The organism is Pseudonocardia sp. OZ21, assembly GCF_059359135.1.
The window spans coordinates 153,921-175,056 of record NZ_JCADBN010000009.1 but is presented as its reverse complement, the minus strand read 5'-3'; the positions used below and the strand labels follow the sequence as shown (position 1 = coordinate 175,056).

General features: G+C 72.1%; 19 protein-coding genes and 3 tRNA genes. 12 read left to right on the top strand and 10 right to left on the bottom strand.

What is annotated here, in order from left to right; translation table 11 throughout:
• Positions 1 to 8: 8 nt before the first annotated feature.
• The 6 genes from mftR to AC5L35_RS21480 form a co-directional block, all read right to left on the bottom strand.
• Positions 9 to 632, bottom strand: coding sequence for a mycofactocin system transcriptional regulator MftR (gene mftR / locus AC5L35_RS21505; protein WP_495061460.1), 624 nt, complete (start codon positions 630 to 632; stop codon positions 9 to 11).
• An 85-nt stretch (positions 633 to 717) separates the two neighbouring features.
• Positions 718 to 1,980 (bottom strand): GGDEF domain-containing protein, encoded by a 1,263-nt coding sequence (locus tag AC5L35_RS21500; protein ID WP_495061459.1) that lies wholly within the window; start codon positions 1,978 to 1,980, stop codon positions 718 to 720.
• A 358-nt stretch (positions 1,981 to 2,338) separates the two neighbouring features.
• Positions 2,339 to 2,412, bottom strand: a tRNA-Phe gene (locus AC5L35_RS21495).
• 27 nt (positions 2,413 to 2,439) lie between these two features.
• Positions 2,440 to 2,513 (bottom strand) — tRNA-Asp (locus AC5L35_RS21490).
• 37 nt (positions 2,514 to 2,550) lie between these two features.
• A tRNA-Glu gene (locus AC5L35_RS21485) sits at positions 2,551 to 2,623 on the bottom strand.
• 147 nt (positions 2,624 to 2,770) lie between these two features.
• Entirely contained in the window at positions 2,771 to 3,007 is a 237-nt protein-coding gene (locus AC5L35_RS21480) for a hypothetical protein (RefSeq protein ID WP_495061458.1), read from the bottom strand.
• A 369-nt stretch (positions 3,008 to 3,376) separates the two neighbouring features.
• Between AC5L35_RS21480 and AC5L35_RS21475 the strand changes: the two genes are divergently transcribed.
• Both AC5L35_RS21475 and AC5L35_RS21470 read left to right on the top strand, forming a co-directional pair.
• Complete coding sequence (locus tag AC5L35_RS21475; RefSeq protein WP_495061457.1) at positions 3,377 to 3,598, top strand: heavy-metal-associated domain-containing protein; 222 nt, start codon at positions 3,377 to 3,379, stop codon at positions 3,596 to 3,598.
• A gap of 64 nt (positions 3,599 to 3,662) precedes the next feature.
• The gene (locus AC5L35_RS21470) at positions 3,663 to 4,067 is read left to right on the top strand and encodes a hypothetical protein (RefSeq protein WP_495061456.1); all 405 of its coding nucleotides are present in this window, start codon (positions 3,663 to 3,665) and stop codon (positions 4,065 to 4,067) included.
• Between the two features lie 13 nt (positions 4,068 to 4,080).
• Here the strand turns inward: AC5L35_RS21470 and AC5L35_RS21465 are convergent, their stop codons facing one another.
• The gene (locus AC5L35_RS21465) at positions 4,081 to 5,442 is read right to left on the bottom strand and encodes a GDSL-type esterase/lipase family protein (protein ID WP_495061455.1); all 1,362 of its coding nucleotides are present in this window, start codon (positions 5,440 to 5,442) and stop codon (positions 4,081 to 4,083) included.
• Positions 5,443 to 5,867: 425 nt separating this feature from the next.
• Between AC5L35_RS21465 and AC5L35_RS21460 the strand changes: the two genes are divergently transcribed.
• From AC5L35_RS21460 to AC5L35_RS21445, 4 genes are all read left to right on the top strand, one after another.
• Complete coding sequence (locus AC5L35_RS21460; RefSeq protein ID WP_495061454.1) at positions 5,868 to 7,745, top strand: propionyl-CoA synthetase; 1,878 nt, start codon at positions 5,868 to 5,870, stop codon at positions 7,743 to 7,745.
• Between the two features lie 130 nt (positions 7,746 to 7,875).
• Positions 7,876 to 8,289 carry a hypothetical protein gene (locus AC5L35_RS21455; RefSeq protein WP_495061453.1) on the top strand — a complete coding sequence of 138 codons (414 nt, stop codon included), beginning with the start codon at positions 7,876 to 7,878 and terminating at the stop codon, positions 8,287 to 8,289.
• Between the two features lie 81 nt (positions 8,290 to 8,370).
• Entirely contained in the window at positions 8,371 to 8,562 is a 192-nt protein-coding gene (locus AC5L35_RS21450; protein ID WP_495061452.1) for a ferredoxin, read from the top strand.
• 103 nt (positions 8,563 to 8,665) lie between these two features.
• A complete protein-coding gene (locus AC5L35_RS21445; protein ID WP_495061451.1) occupies positions 8,666 to 10,273 on the top strand; it encodes an acyl--CoA ligase family protein in 1,608 nt (535 codons plus the stop codon).
• On the opposite strand, the gene AC5L35_RS21440 is transcribed toward AC5L35_RS21445, so the two are convergent.
• Positions 10,253 to 10,963: a VC0807 family protein gene (locus AC5L35_RS21440; protein ID WP_495061450.1), complete on the bottom strand. Its 711-nt coding sequence runs from the start codon at positions 10,961 to 10,963 to the stop codon at positions 10,253 to 10,255. The two genes, AC5L35_RS21445 and AC5L35_RS21440, sit on opposite strands and share 21 nt — an antisense overlap.
• 107 nt (positions 10,964 to 11,070) lie before the next feature.
• On the opposite strand from AC5L35_RS21440, the gene AC5L35_RS21435 reads away from it, so the two are divergent.
• Positions 11,071 to 12,240, top strand: coding sequence for an MFS transporter (locus AC5L35_RS21435; RefSeq protein ID WP_495061449.1), 1,170 nt, complete (start codon positions 11,071 to 11,073; stop codon positions 12,238 to 12,240).
• A 49-nt stretch (positions 12,241 to 12,289) separates the two neighbouring features.
• On the opposite strand, the gene AC5L35_RS21430 is transcribed toward AC5L35_RS21435, so the two are convergent.
• The gene (locus AC5L35_RS21430; RefSeq protein WP_495061448.1) at positions 12,290 to 12,787 is read right to left on the bottom strand and encodes a CinA family protein; all 498 of its coding nucleotides are present in this window, start codon (positions 12,785 to 12,787) and stop codon (positions 12,290 to 12,292) included.
• Between the two features lie 28 nt (positions 12,788 to 12,815).
• Positions 12,816 to 13,700, bottom strand: coding sequence for a DUF72 domain-containing protein (locus AC5L35_RS21425; RefSeq protein WP_495061447.1), 885 nt, complete (start codon positions 13,698 to 13,700; stop codon positions 12,816 to 12,818).
• A gap of 26 nt (positions 13,701 to 13,726) precedes the next feature.
• On the opposite strand from AC5L35_RS21425, the gene AC5L35_RS21420 reads away from it, so the two are divergent.
• The 5 genes from AC5L35_RS21420 to AC5L35_RS21400 all read left to right on the top strand — a co-directional run bounded on the left by AC5L35_RS21420 (position 13,727) and on the right by AC5L35_RS21400 (position 21,114).
• On the top strand, positions 13,727 to 14,416 hold the full coding sequence (locus AC5L35_RS21420) for an SDR family NAD(P)-dependent oxidoreductase (protein ID WP_495061446.1): 690 nt from the start codon (positions 13,727 to 13,729) through the stop codon (positions 14,414 to 14,416).
• A complete protein-coding gene (locus tag AC5L35_RS21415) occupies positions 14,409 to 15,230 on the top strand; it encodes a serine hydrolase domain-containing protein (RefSeq protein ID WP_495061445.1) in 822 nt (273 codons plus the stop codon). The genes AC5L35_RS21420 and AC5L35_RS21415 overlap by 8 nt, the downstream gene beginning before the upstream one ends.
• A gap of 558 nt (positions 15,231 to 15,788) precedes the next feature.
• Positions 15,789 to 16,049: a DUF8836 family protein gene (locus AC5L35_RS21410; RefSeq protein WP_169397646.1), complete on the top strand. Its 261-nt coding sequence runs from the start codon at positions 15,789 to 15,791 to the stop codon at positions 16,047 to 16,049.
• A gap of 28 nt (positions 16,050 to 16,077) precedes the next feature.
• On the top strand, positions 16,078 to 20,385 hold the full coding sequence (gene hrpA, locus AC5L35_RS21405; protein ID WP_495061444.1) for an ATP-dependent RNA helicase HrpA: 4,308 nt from the start codon (positions 16,078 to 16,080) through the stop codon (positions 20,383 to 20,385).
• A gap of 159 nt (positions 20,386 to 20,544) precedes the next feature.
• A complete protein-coding gene (locus tag AC5L35_RS21400) occupies positions 20,545 to 21,114 on the top strand; it encodes a L,D-transpeptidase (protein ID WP_495061443.1) in 570 nt (189 codons plus the stop codon).
• Positions 21,115 to 21,136: the final 22 nt, after the last annotated feature.

The window sequence follows — 21,136 nt, the reverse complement described above, 5'->3', positions numbered from 1 at the left end:
GGGCCCGGCTACCTCGCCGGTTCCGGGAGGAGCCCGCGCTCCAGCGCGCGGAAGACCGCGTCGAGCAGTTCCAGCAGATCGCCGTTGTCCTCGGTGAGCCAGTGCTCGTAGGCGGCCAACGCCACCCCGAGGCAGGCGTGCCCGATCGTCTGGGGCACCAGTGCGTCGGGCGCCAGACCGAGCCGGGCCGCCGCGTACTCCGCCACCACCCGCCTCCACTCGGCGTAACGCAGAGTCGAGTGGGCCTGGAGCGCGGGCGTTCCCAGGATCAGCCGCAGGCGCCGCCGGTGCCACGGCTGCTCCTGCGGATCCACCTCGTTGAAGTCGAGCACCGCCCGGCGCACGCCCGTCATGACCGGGATGTCCGCTGGCAGGTCGGCGAAGGTGCGGCGCATGCGGTCGAGTTGCTCGTCGAACGCGCCCCACGGGATGTCGTTCTTCGAGGCGTAGTACCGGAACACGGTGCGGCGCCCGATTCCGGCCGCGACGGCGATGTCATCCACGGTGGTGGTCTCGAAGCCGCGCTCGGTGAACAGGTCGAGCGCGATGTGCTCGATCTCGGACCGGGAGGTGACAGGGCGGCGGCCGGACCGGCGGGGCCGGACCGCGTCACTGATCGGGTGTACGGGCATCGTCGGGTTCCTCGGCGGCGCGGGCGCAGCGGCCCGGTAGGACCCCGATCGTCCCACGGCCCCTGCAGGTGAGGATTCCGCCAGGTCAGGCGTGACGGGGCGGGGAGTGGCGCCGGTGCCCTCCGACCGGTCCCGGGAAGCCGGTGAGCCCCATCCGGACGGTGTTGCGGCCCGCGTGCTTCGCGCAGTACATCGCGGCGTCGGCCACCTCGAGCAGCTGTGTGAGCTCGGTGCCGTCGACCGGCATCATCGCGCCCCCGATCGACACGCTGAGATGGTCGATCACCTCCTGGCCGACCGGGTCGGCGATGTCGACCCGCAGACCCCTGATCCGGCGGCGGATCCGTTCGGCCACCGCCTCGGCGCCCGGGTGCCCTTCCTCGCCGTCGAGACCGGGCAGGAGGACGACGAACTCCTCACCTCCGAAGCGGCCGACGAGGTCGTCCTCACGGACCTCCGCACGCACGGCTTCCGCCACGGCCGCCAGCACCTGGTCGCCCACGAGGTGGCCGTACTGGTCGTTGACCTGCTTGAAGTGGTCGAGATCGAGGACGAGGACCGTGGCGTGGGCACCCTCGCGCTCGATGCGGCGCAGCGCCTGACCGGCCTGGGTGTGCCAGGCCGCGGCGTTGAGCAGGCCGGTCTTGCCGTCGGTGCTCGCCGCCTCCTCGAGCTGGCGGACGAGGACGGTGCGGTGCAGCACGATCAGCGGTGGGAGCACCAGCAGCGCGTACGCGGCCCCGAAGGACGCCATCGCGCAGGCGGCGAGCGCGCCCATCGAGAGGGTGGCGAACTCCAGCACGGCGTCGTCACCGTGGGCGAGGACCTGCAGGAAGGACTTGAACCGCCGGTTGGGCCCTGACAGCACGATCACGCCGACGACCAGCACCATGTTGACGGCGGCGTACACGAGGAGTGCGCCCAGCACTGTGAGAAGGCCGCCCACGCTGCGGAAGAGGACGGCGGGCTCACTCAGCCCCATCACGGCCCCGGCGGCCTCCACGGCGAGCACGACGGTGGCCGCGCTGAACAACGCGCGATGCGGGGGTACGCCCGAGCGCCGCCACACCCGTGCGTAGATGTGGCTGTAGATCAGCACCGCCACGGCCACGGCCAACGGACCAGGGAGCAGTGCGGCGGCGGCGAAGGTCCAGACCGAGCTGAGATCGATGTGCGGGCTCTCGTCGGACTGGCGTCTGACGCGTTCGACGCCGAGCGACGCCTCCGTGCTGACGATGCCTGCCCCCACGAGCACCGCCAGGGTGAGCAGCCACGAGGACGGCAGCTGGCCGACGCCGTGCCGCAGGCTCGCCGCGAGTGTGCCGACAGCGACCAGCTCGACGATCACGATGATGGTGAGAACCGGAGCCGGCGACGACCAGACATCCCAACGGGTCAACCCCCCTGGGCGGCGCCGCGGCAGTCGCATTCCCGAGAAACCTTTCAACCGGGCTGTCGTCACGTTCGCATGCCCCCCATCCCCCGACGGATGGTAGCCGGGCGACGACCCTACGTCATCGGCACGGACGACCGATCAACTCGCCGAGCGGTGAGCTGCGACAACCGGGCGGGCAACGGTGCATCACCGGAAAGATGTGGAGAAGGACGTCCGTCCAGCCAGGAGGCCGGACGACCATTCCGTCGGCCATGTTACTGGACGCACCCGTCCGAACGGCTAGCTCGCGGGCTGTGACCTGCGGGGACTGTGGCCAGGGGCGGGGTCGAACCGCCGACCTACCGCTTTTCAGGCGGTCGCTCGTACCAACTGAGCTACCTGGCCGAACCGGCGGTGTGCCGGATGGTGGAGCGACCCAGACGGGACTCGAACCCGCGACCTTCGCCGTGACAGGGCGACGCGCTAACCAACTGCGCCACTGGGCCTTGCGTTACTGCATCGTACGGTGGTGCTGGTGGAACGTACCCCCAACGGGATTCGAACCCGCGCTGCCGCCTTGAAAGGGCGGAGTCCTAGGCCGCTAGACGATGGGGGCTTGGACCGCCGAGGCTGTCCCCGCCCGCAACGGCTGTCCGTTGGGAGCCACACAAGCATAGGACGAGCCCTTGCGGGCCCGAAACCCGGGGGGTGCTTTACCGCCCGAGCCGACTCGACCGCAGGTCACGGCCGAGCCGGCCGACGGTCAGCGGGTCACGGGCGGTGGCTGCTCGGGGTTGACCGAGATCAGCCCGAGCATGTCGAGCAACTGCCGGAGATCGTCGGAGTCCGCGGAGTTGCGTGCGACGACCAACCTCGCGCGGTTCAGCTGGTCGTCGGAGACGCGGTAGGCGTCCGCCGCCGTGCGCTGGGTCGGGATGGCGCCTCCGGGCGCCATCCGTTCCTCACCGATCTCCCGCCGTGCACTTCCGATACCACTCATCGACGCCTCCCCGTGCGGTCGTCACCCAGGCCTGGACCGAGCGGGGGCGCGTGAACGACGGACAGCACCGTCCGCAGAAATCGGCCGCCTTGACCCGTTCCGGGTACCCCACCCCGGATCGGAACGCCCCGCAGCCACCCCCGTGGCCGTGACCGGCACGTTACCTACCGTCCCTCCGCGACGCACCCCTCTTCCCGGGGGAAGATCCGGCGGTCGCGTGACGGACAGAACACTCCGGGGTGCGGTACACCACTACGCCCGCTTACCCCCTGCGGGTATCGTCGCCGTCGGTCCGTGAAGCGCTGTGGGCCGTCGTGGCATCCGATGTCGGTTCTGCCACCATTCGAGCCACACCCGAGGAGGCTCTGCATGTCCGTCGAGGCACCGTTCCGCACCCAGGTCACCGTCACCGGAATGACCTGCCACCACTGCGTGAGTTCCGTCACCGAGGAGATCAGCGAGATCGACGGCGTCGACGCCGTCGAGGTGAGCCTCGACAGCGGTGCCGTCACCGTGCTGGCGGACCGCGAGATCACCCGCCCCGAGATCGAGGCGGCCGTCACCGAGGCCGGATACGCCATCGCCGACTGAGTCGGCGTCCACCGCACCACCCCGCTCGGCCGGCGCCGGGCGGCCGCGGTCGTAGGCTCCCGCCATGCCTCCGCCCCGCGACCGTCCGCGCTCGCGTCACCGTGCCCCCGCTCCCGGGCCGGCAGCTCCCCAGGAACCGGCCGTCGAGGACCCTGAGCTCAACTCCTACCTCGCCGCCCTCGCCGGGAGCGGTGAGCACGAAACGGAGCTGACCGGACGCTTCGGCTCGGCCCAGGTGTTCCAGCTGCGGCTGCCCGCGCTGCGGATCGAGCAGCTCCGGCGCATCGCCGACGACCGCGGCGTCTCGCCCGGGGCGCTGGCCGTGGACTGGGTGATCGAGCGGCTGAACCGGGAGGACACCCCCACCGGGCCGATCCCTGTCGTCGACGGCGGCCCGGAGGAGACATCGGAGGACCGGCCGCACCGCGGGCTGCGCGGCCTGCGCAGGCTCGGCAGGCGACAGCAGTAGGCAACCGTCGTCGTCAGTCGCCCGACAGCAGCACGCGCACCGGCGAGGTGCCGGCGAGGCACGGGCTGCCGGTGAGCAGTTCCGGGTCCACCGCGCCCGCCATCGCGCGGTATCCGGCCGCGGAGAGGTGCAGCCCGTCGCCCGAGTCGAACTCGGGCGCCAGGTTCGTCGGTTCCGCGGGGTCGGCCACGCTCGCCGCGAAGTCGAACACCCCGTCCGCGTACTCCCGCCCGTGCACGCGCACCCAGGCGTTCACCGCGGCGCGGTTCGCGACCGCGGCGGACGTGCCGTGGGGTCCGGCGTCCGACGGGGTGATCGTCGTGAGGAACACCCTCAGGCCCGCGCTCCTGGCGCGCTCGGCGAACCGCCGCATGCCCTCGGTGATCTCGGCGGCGCTCCGGCGCGCGGCCACGTCGTTGGTGCCGATGTGCAGCACCACGTCGGTCGCGCCGGCGGCGGAGGCGACGTCCCGGTCGAAACGGGTGAGCGGGGAGTCACCCCCACCCGCGGTGCCGTCCGAGAGCAGCCGGTTGCGCGCGATGCCGGCGTTGAGCACCGCCATCACCGCGGCCCCACCGGCCCTGGAGAGCCGGGCCGACAACGCGTCCGACCAGCGTTCGTCGGCGTCGGGACCGCTACCGACGCCGTCGGTGATCGAGTCGCCGACCGTGACCACCGAGTTGACCGGACGCGGCACGAGCACGTCCACGCCGGTGAGCACGAGCCACGAACCGACGGGGACGGGGAAGGCGGACGCGTCGCCGAGCGTCCAGTCCCCTCGACGGGACACGTAGGAGGTCTGCAGCGCCACCGAGTGCTGCGTGAGAACGGGCGGGGCCACCGGGAGGTACATGCTGACCGCCAGCGGACGGCCTGCCTCGGCGACGAGCGGGACCCGGTCGCTCAGGATGTCCGCACCCTCGGGGATGACGACCGACGGCTGCCCGCCGAACGTCACAGCCGTCGCGGTGCCGGGCAGCAGGCCTGCCGTGCCGTCGGATCGGGCGGCCGACACGCCGGCGACCGACAGCGGCACGGTGCCGTAGGCGTTGGACAGGCGGAGGCGGATCTCGGAACCGGTGACCTGCGGGTGCACGACCATGCGGAGCGTCTTGCCACCCAGTGCCGGGTTGCCGGGTGCGGGCTGGGCCGCGGTCTGCCAGCCGGTGACCCAGTCCGGTGCGCACGCGTCGGGCGCCGCGACCGGCTGGACGTCCGCCGCGGCCCCTCCCGTGGCGGAGGTCCCGACGGAGACACCCACGGCCAGGACGAGCGCCACCGCGACCGCGAGGCCGGACGGTGCGTGCCGCGCCCACTGCAGGCCCGGCCACGGCAGAGCCCGCACCCGTCGTCCGAACCGCACCGGTCCGCTCACCCGTCCCCCTCGGTCACACCCCGGCTCACCAGCCCGGATCGTCGGCCCGCCCGACGCCCCGACGCCGCAGAACCTCCCGCGGAATCTTCATCGCCCGCAGCCTGCGGAGCGCACCGGGACGCGCCACACGAACGGGTAGTAGGCAACTCGTTACACGCAGTGGAACGAGCCGGCGCCCCGTCCGGGAGTCGGCCGATCGGGTGGTGACGCTACGTCGCGTCACGCCGTCCCCCGGTCGGCCGCATGGACAGGTCGCGGCCCGCGACCCGGTAGGGCCCTCACCACTCGAACAGGTGGAGATCGGCAGCGACCTGACGCGAACCTGCCCACCGCTCCCGCCAGCGCTTAGGGTCTCGATCGGGTTCCCGCCCGGTCGGCGTCGACGCAGGGGCGACGACCACGGGGCACAGCGCGAGGAGGCCGTCGTGGGCGAGTACGAGGACATCTTCCGGGCCAGCACCGATGATCCCGAGGCGTTCTGGCTCGGCGCCGCGGAGGCCATCGACTGGCACGTGGCGCCGACGCGGGCACTCGACGACTCGCGGCCCCCGTTCTACCGCTGGTTCCCCGACGGGGAGCTCAACGTGTGCCACAACGCCCTCGACCGGCACGTCGACGCCGGACGCGGCGAGCAGGCCGCGCTGATCCACGACTCCCCGGTGACCGGCACCCGGCACACCTACACCTATGCGCAGCTGCGTGACGAGGTCGCGCTGTTCGCCGGCGTGCTCACGGGTCTGGGGGTCGGCCCGGGTGACCGCGTGGTGATCTACCTGCCGATGGTGCCCGAAGCCGCGGTGGCGATGCTCGCGTGCGCCCGGATCGGCGCCGTGCACTCGGTGGTGTTCGGCGGCTTCGCGCCGAAGGAGCTGGCGGTCCGGATCGACGACGCCACCCCCACGGTCATCGTCTCCGCGTCCTGCGGCATCGAGGGCAAGCGCGTGATCGAGTACAAGCCGCTGCTGGACAAGGCGATCGAGCTCGCGGAACACAAGCCGGCCCGGTGCGTGATCCTGCAGCGTCCGCAGGCCGAGGCGGGGCTCGGGGAGAACGACGTGGACTGGGCCGAGGCGATGGCGGCGGCCTCGCCCGCCGACTGCGTGCCGGTGCGCGCGACCGACCCGCTCTACATCCTCTACACGTCGGGCACGACCGGGAAGCCCAAGGGCGTGGTGCGCGACGGCGGCGGCTACGCGGTGGCGCTGCGCTGGTCGATGCCGAACGTCTACGACGTCGACACCGGGGAGACGATCTTCACCGCGTCCGACGTCGGGTGGGTCGTCGGGCACTCCTACATCGTCTACGCGCCGCTGCTGGCCGGGGCGACCACGGTGCTCTACGAGGGCAAACCGGTCGGCACCCCGGACGCCGGGCAGTTCTGGCGCGTCGTCGCCGAGTACGGCGTCACGAGCCTGTTCACCGCACCCACGGCCTTCCGGGCGATCAAGAAGGAGGACCCGAAGGGCGAGCTGCTCGGCCAGTACGACCTGTCGACGCTGCGGTACCTGTTCCTCGCGGGCGAGCGGCTCGACCCCGAGACCCACCGCTGGGCGTCCGACCTGCTCGGCATCCCGGTGATCGACCACTGGTGGCAGACCGAGACCGGATGGCCGATCGTGGCCAACCCGGCGGGCATCGAGCTGCTGGAGATCAAGCCGGGATCGCCGACGAGACCGCTGCCCGGCTGGGACGTGCAGGTGCTCGACGCCTCCGGGCAGCCCGCCGAGCCGGGCACCGACGGAGCGATCGTCGTCAAGCTGCCGATGCCACCCGGTTCGCTGCCGACGCTGTGGAACGACGACGAGCGGTTCGTCTCCTCCTACATGTCCGCGTTCGAGGGCTACTACCTCACCGGCGACGGCGGGCGCATCGACGAGGACGGCTACGTCTACGTCATGGGACGCACCGACGACGTGATCAACGTGGCCGGGCACCGGCTGTCCACCGGCGGGATGGAGGAGGTGCTCGCGTCCCATCCCGACGTGGCCGAGTGCGCCGTGATCGGCGTGGCCGACCCGATGAAGGGCCAGGTCCCGCGCGGGTTCGTGGTGCTCAAGGCCGGTGTCGACCGCGACGAGGAGCAGCTGCGCGGCGAGCTCGTGCAGCTCGTGCGCGACCAGGTCGGCGCGGTCGCGAGCCTCAGGGACGTCGCCGTCGTGCCCGCTCTGCCCAAGACCCGGTCCGGCAAGATCCTGCGCAAGACCATGCGTGGGATCGCCGACGGCGCCGACGAGCCGGTGCCCTCGACGATCGATGACGCCTCGGTGCTCGACACGCTTCGCGCGGTGCTGCGGCGCGGGTAGTCGGATACATCCGACTTCATCACATTCGTGGTCATGCGGTAACGCTCGGTGCCGGCTCGGAGATGAGCCGGACAGGTCGGCGCTCCCCCACGCCGGCCGCACCGTTGCACCGAGAGGACCCCCGACTCTCATGGACCTGTCCCGTCGTACCCGCGCGGCCGCATCCGCCGCCGCGCTCAGCGCAGCCCTCGTCGCCGGCATGACCGGCACCGCCCTCGCCTACGACGACCTCGACTGCGGCGACTTCACCTACCAGGAAGACGCCCAGGCCGCCCTCGACGCCACTCCGGCCCGCCCCCACCCGCTCGACGACGCCGGCAGCGGCACGTCCGACGGCGTGGCCTGCGGGTCGCTGCCGCACCGAGGGTCCTGGGCGGCCGATCAGGCCGTCGGCGACCAGCTACCGGACGCCGTGGTCGCCCCCACTCCGGTGACCACTCCGCAGGCCGCTCCCGGGAAGCTCGTGACGGCCGCCGACCGCGTGAGCGGCCGGTGGGTCACGCAGTCCGGAGGAGTGACGACGGGAGGGACACCATCGCCGTGACCACCGCGGCGGCGTGACGGCGCTGCTCAGGTGAGGGTCACCTGAGTATCGCCGTGGCGGCTGGCGGTGCACGATGTGGCCATGAAGGTCGTGGTCGACTTCGATCTGTGTGAGTCCAACGCCGTCTGCATGGGTATCGCCCCTGCGGTGTTCGAGGTGCGGGAGGACGACTTCCTCTACATCCTCGACGAGAATCCGCCCGAGTCGATGCGCCCGACGCTCGAGGAGGCCGTGGCCGCCTGCCCGCGGGCGGCCATCAAGCTGGTCGACTAGAGCGGGGTCCGGCGCCGGACCTGCGAGGACGACGCGCCGCTCCCGGCGCGCCGACAGGCGATTTCGGTCATCATGACCGTGTCGCCTGCGCCGAGGAGCATCGATGACTGCTGTCTGGGACACCCCGCTGACCCCACTGGCATTCCTGCGGCGCTCCGCGGATGTCTTCCCCGACAAGACGGCCATCGTCTACGGCGAACGCCGGCTGAGCTACGCGGACCTCGCCGCGGAGACCACCCGCGTGGCACACGCGCTGCGCGGCTCCGGGATCGAGGCAGGCGACCGTGTCGCCTACATGCTGCCGAACATCCCCGAGATGCTCGTGGCCCATTTCGCGGTGCCACTCGCCGGCGCGGTGCTCGTCGCGATCAACACGCGCCTGTCCACCGAGGAGGTGCGCTACATCCTCGACCACGCGGGCGCGAAGATCCTGGTGATCGACGCCGCCCTGCACCCGACGGTGGCCCCGGTCGCGCGCGAGCTGAAGACCGTCGAGGAGATCGTCACGGTGGTCGACCCCGCGAACCCCGGCGACGGCACCGGCAGCGGGGTCACCTATGACGACCTGCTCGCCCGCGGCCACGACGAACCGCTGCCGTGGTCCGTCGAGGACGAGACGGCGTGCATCTCGATCAACTACACCTCGGGGACGACCGGCAAGCCCAAGGGAGTGCAGTACTCCCACCGCGGCGCCTACCTGAACTCGTTCGGCGAGGTGGTGCACTCGGGGCACACCTTCGACAGCGTGTACCTCTGGACGCTGCCGATGTTCCACTGCAACGGCTGGTGCACGCCGTGGGCCGTCACGGCGATCGGCGGCACGCACGTCTGCCTGCGCGAAGTGCGCGGCGACGTGATCTGGCAGCTCATCGAGGAACACCGGGTCACCCACCTCAACGGCGCGCCCACCGTGGTCACCACGATCATGCGGGCGCCCGGGGCGCGGCAGCTCGACCACGCCCTCACCGTCACCACGGCAGGCGCGCCACCCAGCCCCACCACGATCCTGCAGATGGAACGGATGGGTTTCCGGATCGTGCACGTCTACGGGCTGACCGAGACCTACGGGCCGTACTCGGTGAACCAGTACCAGCACGCCTGGGACGACCTCGACCCCGAGGAGCGGGCCGTCCGGCAGGCCCGTCAGGGCGTCGGCATGGTCTGCGCCGACAAGGTGCGCGTGGTGGACACCGAGATGAACGACGTCCCCGCCGACGGCACCACGATGGGCGAGGTCGTGATGCGGGGCAACAACGTGATGCTGGGCTACTACGACGATCGGGCGGCCACCGAGAAGGCGTTCGAGGGCGGGTGGTTCCACTCCGGTGACCTGGGCGTGCTGCACCCCGACGGCTACGTGGAGCTTCGCGACCGCGCGAAGGACGTGGTGGTCTCCGGCGGGGAGAACATCTCGACGATCGAGGTGGAGCAGGCGGTCGTCTCCCACCCGGCCGTGGTCGAGGCGGCCGTGATCGGGGTGCCCGACGAGGAGTGGGGTGAGCGGCCGAAGGCGTTCGTGGTGCTCGCCGACGGGAAGAGCGTCACCGAGGACGAGCTGATCGAGCACGTGAAGGGTCGCATCGCGCGGTACAAGGCACCCAAGTCCGTGGAGTTCGTGGAGGAGCTGCCGAAGACGTCCACCGGCAAGGTGCAGAAGTTCGAGCTGCGCGAGAAGGAGTGGTCCACGGAGTCAGGCCGCATCCGCGGTTGAGCTCTCCCCCTGCGCGGGAGTGGACAGGACCCGGCCGATGTACCAGCCGTTCCAGACCATCAGCGCGACGAAGGTGGCGACGAACAGGCCTTTCGACGCCCCGACCCCGATGTCGACGGGCAGCAGGACGACGAGCGGAATCCGCAGCACCGCCTCGGCCAGCAGGCCGACACCCCACACGGCGGAGGTGAGCCGGAACCCCCGGCGCACGTGCGGCTCGTTCCGGTACCGGTCTCCCAGTTCCTCGGCCTTGGGGGGCAGGAGGCTCTGGGCCGCCGCGAGCGTCAACGGCCGCCTGCCCAGGATCGCTGTGACGACGAAGACCGCCCCCACGGCCGCGGTGACCAGCGAGCTCTGAAGCAGTAGCGCCTTGGGGTCCCCGCTGACGAACGCCAGCAGCAACCCGATGCCGTAGACCAGCAACATCACGACGGCGAACTGGTTGAGCGTGTGGTGGCGGACCGCTCCCCAGACGGTCCTCGCGGCGGCGATGCCGGACGCCGCGAGGAGGGCGACCCAGTCGGTGGCGCCGGCCAGGCGCAGTGCGTAGTAGGCGGCGACGGGCAGGCCGACGTCCCAGGCCAGGCCTCGGACCATCACCAGCGTGGCGTTGGGGCGCGGGTCATCGGTGGGCCGGTCGACAGGCATGGCAACTCCGGTGCTGGCGTCGATCCGGGAGGTGTTCGGCATGGAGTGAGCATGCACTGGCCGGAATCGACATGTCAAGAATGACATGTCAGCTCTGGCATTCGAATAAATCGGCCGAGACGAGCCATCCGGCCGTTAGCATTGCTCAAGTGACGGAAGCGACGCGGGCGGCCGTCGGGGCCGTCACGACCACGACCGCGGGCGTGCTGCCGGTGTTCCTCACCGGGGCGCTGGCCGTACAGATCTCCGCAGAGCTCGGTTTCGACCCCGCGGGTCTCGGGCTCGTCGTCGCGCTCTACTTCGGGATCAGCGCGCTGGCCTCGCTCCCCTGCGGCTGGCTCGTCGAGCGGTTCGGCTCGGGGCCGACCAGCCGGGCGGCGGTGACGGGCGCCGCCACGGCGATGGCCGCGGTCGCCGCCTTCGCCGGTTCGTACGGGGGCCTGGTGACGATCCTGCTGTTCAGCGCGTGGTGCAACGTCCTCGCCCAGCTGTCGTCCAACCTGACGCTCGCGCGCTACATCCCGGCCGCCCGGCTCGGGCTCTCCTTCGGGATGAAGCAGTCGGCGATCCCGCTGGCGACGCTGCTCTCCGGCGTCGCGGTGCCTGCCGTCGCGCTGACCGTCGGCTGGCGGTGGGCCTACGTGATGGGCGCCGGGCTCGCGCTGGCCGCTCTGCTGGTCGCCCCCCGGGACGCCGAGGACCGGGTCCGCACGCCGGCCACCCACGGGGAGCGGGCGACGGCCGCGCTCAGCGTCATCGGGATCGCCGCCGGTCTGGCCGCCGCCGCGGCCAACGCGCTCGGCATCTTCCTGGTCGCGTCCGCCGTGGACCGCGGGATCAGTCCGGGTCTCGCGGGACTGACCCTGACCTTGGGCAGCGTCGTCGGGCTGGTGCTGCGGCTGGCCAACGGATGGTTGGCCGACCGCAGGTCGGGCGGCCACATCGCGGTGGTCGCCGGGAGCCTGCTGCTCGGCGCAGGCGGGCTCGCCCTGCTCGCGGTGCCCGGCGCTCCCGCACTCGTGGCCGGCACCGTGCTCGGCTTCGGTCTCGGCTGGGCCTGGCCCGGCCTCCTCCAGTTCGCGGTGGTCCGGCTCAACCCGTCGGCTCCGGCCGCGGCGACCTCCATCATCCAGACGGGGGTGTACGCGGGCGGGTTCATCGGTCCGCTGGGGTTCGGCGCCATCGCCACCCACGCGGGGTTCCCGGCGGCGTGGCTCACCGGCGCGGTCACGATGGTGGTCGCGGCGGCACTGATGGCGGTGGGCAGGCGGATGCTCGTGGCCCACCGCGCCGCCCGCGAGGTGTCGGCCGCGGCGTAGCGCGCCGCACGCCGGGTCGGGGACCGGATCCCGACCGCAGACCGCGGGTTCAGCCCCGGGCGCGGAGCGCGGCCAGCAGTTCGCCGAGGGTGCCGTCCGCCGCCTGCACGATGATCTCCTCGGGGTCGCCGTCCAGGTCGAGCTCGCGCACATGCACGTCCGCTCCGTCGTCGACGCCGACGTAGACGGTGCCGGGGTCCTGCCCGTCCTGTGGCCCCGGCCCACCGGCGCCCGTCACCGCGACGGCCAGATCCGCACCCAGCAGGCGCCGCACGCCGCGGGCCATCGCCGCCGCCGCCTCCGCGCTGACGACGGGCCCGTCGGGAACGTCGAGCACCCCGTGCTTGACCTCACTGGAGTAGGCCACCAGCGAACCGCGGAACCATTCGCCTGCCGCCTCGGCCGCGGCGAGCGCCGAAGCCACCATCCCGCCCGTGAGCGACTCGGCCACCGCGACCGTCAGGCCGTGTCGGCGCGCCAGCTCGGACACCTGGCGGGCGAGGCGGTCGCGGGTGTTCTCCTGGGTAATCGTCGACTGTGACTGCACGCGATGCCGGTACCCGTCCGGCGACCCGTCAATCCACCCGGAGGCGGTCGCACAGCCCGATCGCGTCGTACGGCGCGTGCACCTTCACGTCGTTGTCGAAGTAGACGAACACGTCCCGGCCTTCCGGCCGCAGCAGCGCCGCCGGAGCGACGGTCTGCTCGCCCGTCGGCGCCTCACCGGTCCGCCAGGTCCGGATCTTCGCCGCCCACATGTCCAGTGCCTCCGGGGTGTACCCGCTGGTGTAGAGCTCGGCGTCGCCGTGCAGCCGGACGTAGACGAAGCCGGCGGTCACGTCCTCGAGGTACGGCCAGGTGCCCGCCGTGTCCGCGACCACGAGCGCGACGTCCTGCTCCCGGAGCAGTTCGACGAACGACGGGGTGCGGAAGCTGGGGTGGCGCACCTCGATGGCGTGGCGCAGGGGACGGTCGGCGTCGGTCTCGGTGTACGCCCGCCCGTCGAGACGCTCGTCGTGCCGGGCGGCGATCTCGGCAGCGGCCCCGGTGCTGCGCGGCAGCAGGGTGAGGAACTCCTCGATCCGCGCCGGCTCGAAGCGCAGCCGCGGCGGGAGCTGCCACAGCACGGGTCCGAGCTTCGGCCCGAGGGCCAGCACTCCGGAGGCGAGGAAGTTCGCGAGTGGCGTCCCGACGTCCCGAAGCTGCTTGAGGTGGGTGATGAACCGGCCACCCTTGACCGCGAAGACGAAGTCGTCGGGGGTCTCCGTGGCCCACGCGCGGTAGCTCTCCGGGCGCTGCAGCGAGTAGAAGGATCCGTTGATCTCGATGCTGGTGACCTGCCGGGACAGGTATTCGAGCTCCCGGCGCTGCACCAGGCCTTTCGGGTAGAAGGTGCCGCGCCACGGCGGGTAGCGCCAACCCGACGTGCCGACCCAGGTACCGGCCACGTCGGTGAGCATCTCATCCGGCGGGCAGGATGGCGCACGTGAACGACGAGACAGCAGTGGTGGTGACCGGCGCGACGGGGGCACTCGGCCAGGCCGTCGTGACCGAGTTCCTGGCCGCCGGGCGGCCGGTGATCGCTCTCGGTCGTGCGGGCGCCAAGCTGGACGAGCTCGGCGGACGTGACGGTGTCTACGCCGTGGCCGCCGAGCTGACGAGCCGCGACGCCGTGCACGCCGCCTTCGACACGGTCGACGGCGTGCCCGTCACGCCGTCCGCGCTCGTGACGCTGGCCGGCGCGTTCACGCCCGGGAAGCTGGCCGATGTGGACGAGGAGGGCCTGGACGGGTTGTGGCGCTCCAACTTCGGCTCCGTCCTGTGGGCGGCGCAGGCGATCGCCCCGCGGCTCGCCGCGCACGGGGGCGGCTCGATCCTCACGATCGGCTCCAAGACCGCCGTTCACGGCCCGGCGCCGGTGGCGCACGCCACGAGCAAGGCCGCTGTCGTCCGGCTCACCCAGCTGCTGGCCGACGAGCTGCGCCCCGACCGGATCCGCGTCAACGCCGTGCTCCCCTCGGTGATCGACACACCGGCCAACCGCAGCTGGATGTCCGCGGACCTCGCGGCGCGGTCGGTCTCCCCGGCCGCGATCGCGAAGGTGATCGTGTTCCTGTCCGGTCCGGACGCCGCTCCGATCAGCGGCGCGGCGGTCCCGGTGTACGGCGATGCCTGACCTGCAGGCCGCGGTGGGTGTGGTGCTCGACTGGCCGGTCGACCACGCCGCGGCAGCAGTCGTCACGGCCGACGGCACCGTATGCGCAACGGCCGGCGAGCAGGACCGGGTGTTCCGGCTGGCGTCGGTGACGAAGCCGCTCGCCGCCTACGCCGTCCTCGTCGCGGTGGAGGAGGGCGCCGTCGAGTGGGACACGCCGGCGGGTCCCGAGGGATCGACCGTGCGCCACCTCGCTGCCCACGCGTCCGGGCTCTCGTTCTCCGACGGGGTCGTGCAGGCCGCGCCGGGCACCCGGCGCATCTACTCGAACGTCGGTTTCGAGGTGCTGGGCGAGACGATCGCGGCGGCGGCGGGCATGACGTTCGCGCAGTACCTGCACGAAGCCGTGCTCGCGCCCCTCGGGATGAGCGCCACGCGGCTCGAGGGCTCCCCCGCGGCCGACGCCGTGTCGTCCTGCTCGGACATGGCCCGCTTCGCCGCCGAACTGCAGGCGCCCACGCTGGTGGACCGGACCACCCTGGACGACGCCACCAGCACGGCGTTCCCCGGCCTCGACGGCATCCTCCCCGGCTTCGGACGACAGCGGCCCAACGACTGGGGGCTGGGCTTTGAGATCCGCGACGGCAAGTCGCCGCACTGGACCGGCTCCAACAGCTCGCCCCGGACCTTCGGGCATTTCGGGCAGTCCGGGACCTTCCTGTGGGTCGACCCGGACGCGGGCGCGGCCTGCGTGGCGCTCACCGACCGCGACTTCGGCCCGTGGGCGATCGAGTCCTGGCCCCCCGCGACCGACAAGATCCTGGCCGCCCTGTAGCCGGAAAATCCGTCCGAACGGGCGGGAATGATCTGCCCGGGTCGTCCGTTGTAACGGCTGTCCGAACCGAGCGTCCTGTGTCCCCGGGTCCTACAAAGTAAGAGCCGCCGCGGAATACCGTTCGGCTGGAGCCGCGGTGTGCCACTCGCCGCGAGGCGACCAGTGCTCGGTTCGGACACCCATCCTCCGTCACCCGACCCACCCTGACCTGCCGCGTCCGCGATCCCGCGCGCGACGCGGCTGCCCGGGCGGCGCTGCCCCCGACGGCGCCGCCACCTCGTCACCTCTTCCGGTCCCCCTCCACCCGCCGCGTCCGGAAACCCCTACCCGTGACGCGGCCGCCCGGGCGGCGCTGATCCCCCCACAGCGCCGCCCCTCCCGCCCGCCTCAACCGGGAACAATCCCCAGGTCGAGGCGGTTGAAAGAGAAGTCCGAGCCGGGCGATCCGTGTCCCCGGGTCTCACCTTCCGCCACCTACGGGTGCGCCACGCGCCGAGAGGCGACCGGCGCCCGGCCCGGACTTCTCACCTCACCCACCAGCGAAGGACGGCGACAGCCATGAAGGGCGATCGGGTCGAGATCGTGATCGACGCGGGCAGCGGCACCACACGCACCTACGACATCACCGCGACCCGGGCAGGCCGCAAGGTCGGCATCACCCACTCCCGCGGCGTCGTCGAGGTCAGCGAGACCACCCGAGGGGGCAGCACGGTGCGTACCGCACGCTTCCTCGCCGGGCGGGTGCTCGCTCTGGTCGAACATCCCGCCGCCGACGATCCCGTCGCCGACGAGATCACCCCCACCCTGCGCTCCGTCTGAGCGCGGGCACAGGCAGACTTCTCTCCCGATGTCCTCTCCCGTGGCCCGAGCCGCCGATGCGCGCCCCGCGCCGGTCGACCCACCTGTCGGCGCCGTCCCCTCCCGCGACGGCGCCCAGGTGTCCGACCAGGTCGCCCGCGAGGGCGCCGGCCGGCCGGGCCACGGGAGTTCCGACGCCCCGGCCCGCCACGATCCCGAGAACCGGGACAGGGCCCGGCGACCGGCAGGCGGCGACCTCGACGCGTCGGAGACCGTCCGGCGCGCGGGCCGGTCCCGGCGTCCGCGCCGGCGCAGACCCCGCGGACGCGAGGCAGGCGACGGACCCGCCACCCCGGACGGCGCCGCACCGGCTCCGGATGACGGTGCACCGGCTCCCGTCTCCGATGACGACATCGCCGCGCTCGCCGAACGCCTGCCTGCCCTCTCGCTGCTCGACGAGCACCGGCTGGGCCGCCGCCTCGAGACCGCACGCCGCACCCGCGACACCACCGCGCGGGCGAGGGCCGTGGCCGGCATCGCCGCCGCCGTCGACGCGGGCGAGCAACGCACCGCCGCACGCCGCGCCGCCGTACCCGCGATCCGCTACCCCGAGACGCTGCCGGTCAGCGCCCGCCGGTCGGACATCGCCGCCGCGATCCGCGACCACCAGGTCGTCATCGTCGCGGGCGAGACCGGCTCCGGGAAGACAACGCAGATCCCGAAGATCTGTCTGGAGCTCGGCCGCGGCATCCGCGGCCTGATCGGGCACACCCAGCCGCGCAGGCTCGCCGCGCGCACCGTCGGCGCCCGCATCGCCGAGGAGCTCGGGAGCCAGCTGGGCGACCTCGTCGGCTGGAAGGTGCGCTTCACCGACCACGTCGGAGAGAACACGCTGGTCAAGCTGATGACCGACGGCATCCTGCTCGCGGAGCTCACGGGCGACCGGATGCTGCGCCAATACGACACGCTGATCATCGACGAGGCCCACGAGCGCAGCCTCAACATCGACTTCATCCTCGGCTACCTCACCCAGCTGCTGCCGCGCCGCCCCGACCTGAAGGTCGTCATCACCTCGGCGACGATCGACCCCGAGCGGTTCGCCGACCACTTCGCGCAGGCGCTCGGCACACCGGTGCCGATCGTGGAGGTCTCCGGGCGCAGCTACCCCGTCGAGGTCCGCTACCGCCCGGTGGTCGACCCCGACGATCCCGAGGCCGATCCCGACCGCGACCAGCTCGACGCCATCGGCGACGCGGTGGCGGAGCTGCAGCGGGAGGGCGACGGCGACATCCTCGTGTTCCTGCCGGGTGAGCGCGAGATCCGCGAGACCGCGGAGGCGCTCACCAGGCGCGACTACCGCAACACCGAGATCCTCCCGCTCTACGCGCGACTCTCCACTGCCGAGCAGCAACGGGTGTTCGCCCCGCACCCCGGGCGGCGCGTCGTGCTCGCCACCAACGTCGCCGAGACGTCGCTGACCGTGCCGGGGATCCGCTATGTCGTCGATCCCGGCACCGCGCGCATCTCCCGGTACTCGCGGCGGCTGAAGGTGCAGCGGCTGCCGATCGAGAAGGTCTCGCAGGCGAGCGCCAACCAGCGCGCGGGACGCTGTGGGCGCGTCGCGGACGGAATCTGCATCCGCCTCTACAGCGAGGACGACTTCGACGCTCGTCCCGAGTTCACCGATCCCGAGATCCTCCGCACGAACCTCGCGTCGGTCATCCTCCAGATGATCTCCCTGGAGCTCGGCGAGCTCACCGAGTTCCCGTTCGTCGAGCGCCCGGACGCCCGGTCGGTCAACGACGGTCTCGCGCTGCTGCAGGAGCTCGGCGCCCTCGAACCGGATCGCCGGCTCACCCCCGTCGGGCGGGCGCTGGCGGCGCTGCCCGTCGACCCCCGGCTGGGACGCATGCTGGTGGAGGCCGACCGCACCGGCTGCCTGCGCGAGGTGCTGGTGATCACCGCGGCGCTGTCGGTGCAGGATCCGCGCGAGCGCCCCACCGAGCAGCGCCAGGCCGCCGACCAGAAGCACGCGCGGTTCGCAGGCGAGTGGAGCTCGGGCGGCTCGACGCTGGACGCGGGTGGTTCCGACTTCCTCGCCTTCCTCAACCTGTGGCGCTACATCGGCGAGCAGCGTGAGGCCCTCTCCGGCAACCGCTTCCGCCGCCTGCTGCGCGAGGAGTTCCTGCACTACCTGCGCATCCGCGAGTGGCAGGACCTGCACTCCCAGCTCCGCTCCGCCGCCCGCAACGCGGGCATGACCCTCAACGACATCGAACCCGACGCCGACCGCATCCACATCGCGGTGCTGTCCGGGCTGCTCTCCCAGATCGGGCTGCGCGAGGAGCCCTCCGGCAAGGAGCGCGGCGGCCGGGAGTACCTGGGCGCCCGCGGCGCGAAGTTCATGATCTTCCCGGGCTCGCCGCTGTCCCGGGCCCAGCCGCGCTGGGTGATGGCCTCCGAGCTGGTGGAGACCTCGCGGCTGTTCGCCCGCACCGTGGCCCGAGTCAAGCCGGAGTGGATCGAACCCCTGGCCGGGCACCTCGTCAAACGCTCGTACTCGGAGCCGCACTGGTCACGCAAGCGCGCGGCCGCCGTCGCCACCGAGCGGGTCACGCTCTACGGGATCCCGGTGGTTGCCGGGCGCACGGTGGACTTCGGCCGGATCGACCCCGAGCTGTCGCGCGAGCTGTTCATCCGGCACGCGCTCGTCGAGGGCGACTGGGACACGCGGCACCGGTTCTTCCACGCCAACCGCGAGCTGCTCGAGGACGTCGAGGAGCTGGAGCACCGGGCGCGGCGCCGCGACCTCGTGGTCGACGAGGACACGCTGGTCGCGTTCTACACCGACCGCATCCCCGCCGACGTGGTGTCCGGCAGGCACTTCGACAGCTGGTGGAAGAAGACCTCGCGGCGGCAGCCGGACCTGCTCGACTTCACCGAGGAGATGCTCCGCACGGCACAGGCGGCCGACGTGGACCGCGCCGCCTACCCCGACCACGTCGAGGCGGGCGGCCTCACGCTGCCGCTGTCCTACGCCTTCGAGCCGGGCGCCCGCACCGACGGCGTCACCGTCGACGTGCCGGTGGCCGCGCTGCACCAGGTGGATCCCACGCCGTTCACGTGGCAGGTCCCCGGCCTGCGCGAAGAGCTCGTGACGGCCCTGATCCGGACGCTGCCCAAGCAGCTGCGGCGGCTCTACGCGCCGGCGCCCGACCACGCCAGGGCCGTGCTGGCCAGGTTGCAGGCGGGCGGCGCACCGGACGAGCCGCTGCTCGACGGTCTGGAGCGCGAGCTGGGACGCATGCGTGGCATCGACATCCCCCGCGAGGCGTGGGAGCTCGACCGGCTGCCCGAGCACCTCACCGTCACCTTCCGCGTGGTCGGCGAGGCAGGCAACGAGGTGGCCGCCGGCACCGACCTCGACGCGCTTCGGCGCAGGCTCGCCCCCCAGGTGCGCCAGGAGCTGGCTGCCGCCGGTGCGCAGATCGAACGGTCCGGACTCACCACGTGGACGCTCGGCACCCTCCCCCGCGAACTGCCGGTTCGCCGCGGCACCCACGTCGTCACCGGCTACCCCGGTCTGATCGACCGCGGTTCCACCGTGGACGTCCGCGTGTTCCCGACGGCGGCCGAGCGCGACCCGATGACGTGGCGCGGTGTGCGCCGGCTGCTCCTGCTGGACACGCCGTCGCCCGCGAAACAGGTGCAACGCGGCCTGGACAACGCGTCGAAGCTGGCGCTGTCCCGCAACCCCCACGGCTCCGTCGCCGCACTGCTCGACGACTGCGTCACCGCGGCCGCCGACGCCCTGATCACCGCCGCGGGCGGCCCGGCATGGGACGAGCGGTCCTACGCGCGGCTGCGGAAGCTGTTCGCCGAGCGCCTGGCCTCCACGACGTTGCAGGTGCTGCACGCCGTGCGGGGTGTCCTCACCGTCTGGCACCGGGTGCAGGCGCAGCTCGCCGAGCTCCGCGCCCCCGTCCTCGCCGCCGGTGTCGCCGACATGACCGCCCAGGTCGACGCCCTGGTCGGGCCCGGCTTCGCCACGGCGGCCGGAGCGTCCCGGCTCGTCGACGTCGCCCGCTACCTCGAGGCCGTGGAACGGCGGATCGAGAAGCTGCGGGCCGATCCCGCCCGCGACGCCGAGTGGACCGCACAGGTGCGGGTGGTGGCCGACGAGTACGCGGCCGAGTTGGCAGCGCTCCCCCCGGGTGTCGAGCCGTCGCCGCAGCTGCGCGAGATCCGCTGGCTGATCGAGGAGCTGCGCGTGGGGCTCTACGCCCACCCGATGCGCACCCGGTACCCGGTGTCGATCAAGCGCATCCAGAAGGCGATCGACGACCTGCCCCGCTGACCCCGTTCAAAACGGATAATCGGAGGAATTCCGCGATTCCGGGAAATCGGTCCGACAATACTTCCAACACGGTACCGTCGCCCGCCGATTCCCGCTCTTAAATCGGGCGCGTACGTTTGTCTTGGATTGCAGGACCGAATGGTCGGGCAGCATGGCAGATTGGGTGGTTCCGTGGGGCGGCACAGCAAGATCACAACGCGCCGGTGGGTCACGTCGGCCCGGGCGGCGACGCTCGCCGGAGCAGTCGGCGCCGGGGTGCTGGGGACGTTCCTCGGGCCACTGGCCGGGCCGGCCGTGGCCAACGCGGCCACCCCGGCTCCCTCCCGGCCTGCGCAGAGTGCCTCGGCTCCGGCCGGCGCCACGTCGCGGCTGGTGCCGGGCACCCCGTGCACCGCGGCCGCCAAGGCGTGTGTCGATCTCGCCCACAACGAGGCCTGGCTCCTGAAGGCCGGACATGTCATGCGCGGTCCGGTGCGGATCAACAAGGGGGCAGCGGGGCACAACACCCCGAGCGGCACCTTCGACGTGCAGTGGAAGGATCTGCACCACCGCAGCAAGGAGTTCAACAACGCGCCGATGGAGTACTCGGTTTTCTTCACCACCGACGGGGTCGCCTTCCATGAGGGCAACGTGCACAAGAAGTCGGAAGGCTGTGTTCACCTCTCGGCCACCAATGCTGAGGCCTGGTACAACTACCTGAAGGTCGGCGACCAGGTCCAGGTCCACTGACCGGAACTCCGCAGGCGGGACC